The organism is Variovorax sp. 01T439_2 (genome assembly GCF_056398445.1).
In genome coordinates, this window is sequence record NZ_JBFTPJ010000416.1 from 1 (window position 1) to 4,864 (window position 4,864).

Consider the following 4,864-nt stretch of genomic DNA (forward strand, 5'->3'; position numbering starts at 1 on the left):
GTCGACAACGGGCAGGCGAGAGGGTTCGACGTGGCGATGATGCGGGCAGTGGCGGAGCGCATCGGCCGCGGCCTCGAACTGGTCTGGTTCGAGGGCCGCTACGACAAGGAAGGGAACCTTTCCCTGGATGCGCGCGCCCTGCTTGCTGCGGGCGCTTGTGACCTAGTCGCGGGAATTCCGCTCTACGAACCTCACCTCGCCACGATGATCGCGGAAAGGGCGCGGACGCCCGACTATCCTGGAGCCAAACCACTACGCCAGCGTCCCTACCAGGCCCTGGTTCCGGTGGTCGGCGGCGGCCCCTACCGTGCGACAGCGATGGCGCTGATCGGTCGAGGCGCTCCGTCGGTCAGTACGCTCGACGCGCTTCAAGGCCACACGGTGGCCGTTCGCGCCGGTTCCATGGCGTCGCTCGCTCTCGGTGCGTGGCGCGGCGGCATCCTGAGCTCCTCGATGAAGGGATTCAACGTTCGCGAGGACTTGCTGGCGGCAGTCGAGGCGGGCGATGCGGATCACGCGCTCGTCGATGTCGCACTGTGGGACCGCTACCGCAGCCTTCATCCCACGACCAGGCTGGCGCCGACCGGCTTCGAGCACCCGGTAAAGATCAATATCGGTGTGCTGGCGCGAAGTTCGGACGCCGAGTTGATGGGTGCGGTCAGTGCTGCCATCGCGCAAGAGGTCTCGTCGTTGCATGCCGCCCAGTTGGCCGAGCGGCAGCGGGCCACGTGGATTCGTCCGGTCGAACCGGTCGTGCGGTCGTCGCTGACGCTGCGCGACTTCGTCACGCCAGGCGGGTGACCCTCGTCCATGGCAACCCACTCGCTTTTTTAACAAAGCCTCGTCAGAGGTGCGGAGGAATGTCGATGATCACCTTGAACGTCAACGGCCGAGCGCGCAGTGTCGACGCCGAGCCGGACACCCCGCTGCTGTGGGTGCTGCGCGAGAACCTGCAGCTGACCGGCACGAAGTTCGGCTGCGGCTTGGCGCTGTGCGGTGCCTGCACCGTGCACCTGGACGGCCAGGCGGTGCGCGCATGCCAGACGCCGATCTCGGTGGTCGGCAACAAGAAGATTACGACGATCGAGGGCGTCGGTCAGACCTCCAGTGGGCGCGCGGTGCAGGCCGCGTGGCTGAAGCAGGATGTGCCGCAGTGTGGCTACTGCCAGTCCGGCCAGATCATGAGCGCGTGCGCGCTGCTGCAGTCCAACAAGGCGCCGGACGACGCCGAGATCGTCGGCGCGATGAGCGGCAACCTCTGCCGCTGCGGCACCTACAACCAGATCCGCGCGGCGATCAAGGATGCGTCGGCAGCGCTGACGAAGGGGGCTTGAGATGGACGTGCTGCAAACCTCTCGCCGCGGCTTCCTCAAGACCGGCTCGGCGCTGTCAATCGGCTTCGCTCTGCCGCTGGCCGCCGGGCGTGCACTCGCCGCGGCGCCGGGCGCAACCTTCGCGCCGAACGCCTGGGTGCGCATTACGCCGGACAACCGCGTCAAGGTCATCTGCGCCTCGGCCGAGATGGGTCAAGGCGTGCTCACCGCGATCCCGATGATGCTCGCCGAGGAACTCGACGCCGACTGGAAGCTCGTCAGTGTCGAGCGGGCACCGATCGACAAGGCCTACACCAACCCGGCCTTCGGCATACAGGCCACCGGCGGTTCGACAACCGTACGCGCCCACTGGGAGCCGCTGCGGCGGGCCGGCGCGGCGGCGCGCCAGATGCTCGTGGCCGCGGCCGCGGCGCAATGGAAGGTGCCGGTCGATGAATGCCGCACTGAAGCGAGCCACGTAATCCACCCGAGCGGCCAGAAGCTCAGCTATGGTGCACTCGTCGAGGCGGCGGCGAAGGTGCCGGTGCCCGAAAAGCCGGTCCTGAAGGACCCGAAGGACTTCCGCCTGCTCGGCAAGCCGATGCGCCGCCTTGACACGCCGGGCAAGGTGAACGGCAGCGCGAAGTTCGGCATCGACGCGCACGTGCCAGGCTTGCTCGTCGCGGTGATGGCACGTGCGCCGCAGCCGGGCGCGAAGCCGGCGCGAGTGGACGACAGCAAGGCCAAAGCCGTCAAGGGCGTGAAGAGCGTGCTCACGATCCCGACCGGCGTCGCGGTGCTCGCCACCGGCTACTGGGCCGCGAAGAAGGGCCGCGACGCGCTGCAGATCGACTGGGACTTGGGCTCAAGTGCGTCGTTGACGTCAGCGAAGGTGAGCGAAATCCTCGCCGAGGGCGCCGGGCGCGCCGATGCGATCACGCGCGAGGGCGGCAATCCGAAGGACGGCGCCGCGAACGCCGCGCTGAAGGTCGAAGCGCAGTACGAGGTGCCTTACCTCGCGCACGCCTGCATGGAGCCGATGAACGCCACCGCCTGGGTCAAGGGCGACGAGGTCGAGGTCTGGGCCGGCACGCAGAGCGAGGGTCCGGCGCAGGGCATCCTGTCGCAGGTCGCCCAGGTTACGCCGGCCAAGGTCAAGGTCAATACGCTGCTGCTGGGCGGCGGCTTCGGCCGGCGCTTCGCGCCTGACTTCCTGATCGATGCGGTGCTGCTGTCTAAGCTCTCCGGCGCACCGGTCAAGCTGATCTACTCACGCGAGGACGACATGGCCGCCGGATACTACCGCCCGGCGTCAGTGGCGAAGTTCGAAGGCGCGGTCGATGCCAACGGCCGCGTGACGATGCTCAAGTGCGGCGTCGGCTCGCCGTCGATCATGGCCGCGTCGGGCTTCATGAAGATTCCGGACAACGGCGTCGACAGCTTCTCGATGGAAGGCATCGCGGACCATCCGTACGACATCGACCACCAGCGCCTCACCTACGGCCGCAGGGAGCCCGGGCCGCAGGTCTGGTTCTGGCGCTCGGTCGGGCACTCGCAGAACATCTTCTTCATCGAGAGCTTCATCGATGAGCTCGCCGCCGCGGCGAAGAAGGACCCATTCGAGTTCCGCCGCGCGATGCTCACCCAGCAACCGCGCTACAGGGGCGCGCTCGAGCTCGTCGCTGAGAAGGCCGGCTGGGGCCAGCCGCTGCCGGCCGGCGTCTTCCGCGGCATCGCGGTGGCGCAGAGCTTCGGCAGCTACGTCGCCGAAGTCGCCGAGGTGTCGGTGGCAGCCGACGGAGCGCCGAAGGTGCACCGCGTCGTCGCCGCCGTGGACTGCGGAATGACGGTCAACCCGCAGACGATCGCCCGCCAGATCGAGAGCGCGATCGTCTACGGCCTGTCGGCCGCGTTGTATGGGAGGATCAGCTTCAAGGACGGCCGCGTCGAGCAGAGCAACTTCCACGACTACCCGGTGTTGCGCATGAACGAGACACCGAAGGTCGAGGTGCACATGGTTGCGAGCCGCGAGGCGCCCGGCGGCATCGGCGAGCCCGGCACGCCGCCGATCGCGCCGGCAGTGGCCAACGCGATCTTCGCGGMCACTGGCAAGCGGCTGCGCTTGCTACCGTTCGATCCTGCGCAAATCAAGAGCGCCTAAGGTAGGCGTTCTGCAACGGCTTGCCGGCCTGGATGACGCCGTTGATAGCGGCCCAGGTCTGCATCGTTCGACCGGCGAACTCGGGACGATTGGCGGTGCGGACCAGACGGCGCTCTGCCTTGACTTGGTCTGTCCGTTCGATGCCTGCGACGGTGAGCAGGACCTCGGCCGCATGGGCGGTGGGGTCGCAGGGTGGATTGCCGATGCCTGCGAGCTGGGTTCCGCGGTCACTGCGTTCCAAAGCCGGACGCGGTCGCCTGCAGCGAAGTCAAGGAGCGCGTCACGGACAAAGGTGTCCCGAATGGCTTGCTCCTCGCTATGTCGAGGCGTTGCTGTCCGACCCACCGTCCGCGCGCAATGCGCGGACGGCCGGAGCTCACAGCGCGAGCACCATCTCCTGGTGCGAGGTTGCACCTGAGGTTTGGAGTGACGCCGCCGCCGGCGGCAACGCCCACCTGCGGCCCTTTCGGGGGTGCGCCAGCAGGGGCACGGAGATGTACGGCATCGGTTGAACGATCAGAAGTTGTGGCTTTCGGGGATAGACAGGGCAGCCGACCAAGCCATGGCGTTCCATGAGCCGCTGCGCCAAGCCCAGGATGCTGATTCGTGGCAAGCCAGGCATCAGCGGCGCRCAGCTGGCGCGCCGTATATCGAGATTAAGGCGCCGGCTGCGAAGGCAGGCTGCAGCCGCGTGACCAGCTTCATCTGCGCCTAGCGCTAACAGGAGTGAATGTGATCAGAGCAAGCGCGAACTTATCACAATGTGGACGATCAGGTTTGCTCATATGCCTTGCTCCGGAATAGTCTGAGGCTTGATGGAGACATTGATGATTGCCAGAAGAAAATTTCTATCGGTTGCTGGTGGCGTCTCGGCGTGGCATGTTCTGCCTTCATTTGGGCAAGACGATTATCCAAACCGACCGGTGCGTCTTGTTGTGGGATTTCCTGCCGGTGGGACCACTGACATGATCGGTCGACTCACAGCGAAGGAATTGTCTGCTCGCCTAGGACAATCTTTTGTTGTTGACAATCGTCCAGGAGCCACAAGCAACATCGGCACGGCATTGGTGGCACGCGCGGCTCCCGATGGCTACACATTACTGTTGGCAACCGTATCAAATACGACGAATGTCACCGCCTACCGAAGTCTTTCGTTTGATATCCAGAAAGACTTCGTTCCAATTTCCGGTATTGCAATTGTTCCGAATGTATTGGTCGTCTCATCGTCTTCGCCGTTCAAAACGTTTGACGATTATCTGAATTTCGCTCGAAAAAATCCTGGTAAGTTGACTTTTGCTTCCGCAAGTAGCGGTTCTTCCACTCACCTAGCGGGTGAGCTGTTTAAGACAATGGCAAAAGTCAACATGCTGCACGTGCCATACCCCGGAAG

General features: G+C 65.1%; 5 protein-coding genes. 4 read left to right on the forward strand and 1 reads right to left on the reverse strand.

What is annotated here, in order from left to right; genetic code table 11:
• From AC1DOC_RS19195 to AC1DOC_RS19205, 3 genes are all read left to right on the forward strand, one after another.
• Positions 1-801 (forward strand): hypothetical protein (locus AC1DOC_RS19195; RefSeq protein ID WP_478130290.1); only part of this gene is annotated, 801 nt, incomplete at its 5' end.
• 65 nt (positions 802-866) lie between these two features.
• On the forward strand, positions 867-1,334 hold the full coding sequence (locus tag AC1DOC_RS19200; protein WP_478079747.1) for a (2Fe-2S)-binding protein: 468 nt from the start codon (positions 867-869) through the stop codon (positions 1,332-1,334).
• A gap of 1 nt (position 1,335) precedes the next feature.
• Positions 1,336-3,474 (forward strand): xanthine dehydrogenase family protein molybdopterin-binding subunit, encoded by a 2,139-nt coding sequence (locus AC1DOC_RS19205; protein WP_478130291.1) that lies wholly within the window; start codon positions 1,336-1,338, stop codon positions 3,472-3,474.
• Here AC1DOC_RS19205 and AC1DOC_RS19210 read toward each other — a convergent pair.
• Positions 3,461-3,715, reverse strand: a complete 255-nt coding sequence (locus AC1DOC_RS19210; RefSeq protein WP_478079749.1) for a hypothetical protein — start codon at positions 3,713-3,715, stop codon at positions 3,461-3,463. The two genes, AC1DOC_RS19205 and AC1DOC_RS19210, sit on opposite strands and share 14 nt — an antisense overlap.
• 586 nt (positions 3,716-4,301) lie before the next feature.
• Between AC1DOC_RS19210 and AC1DOC_RS19215 the strand changes: the two genes are divergently transcribed.
• Positions 4,302-4,864, forward strand: a 563-nt coding sequence (locus AC1DOC_RS19215; RefSeq protein ID WP_478130292.1) for a Bug family tripartite tricarboxylate transporter substrate binding protein, incomplete at its 3' end; no start/stop codon positions are given.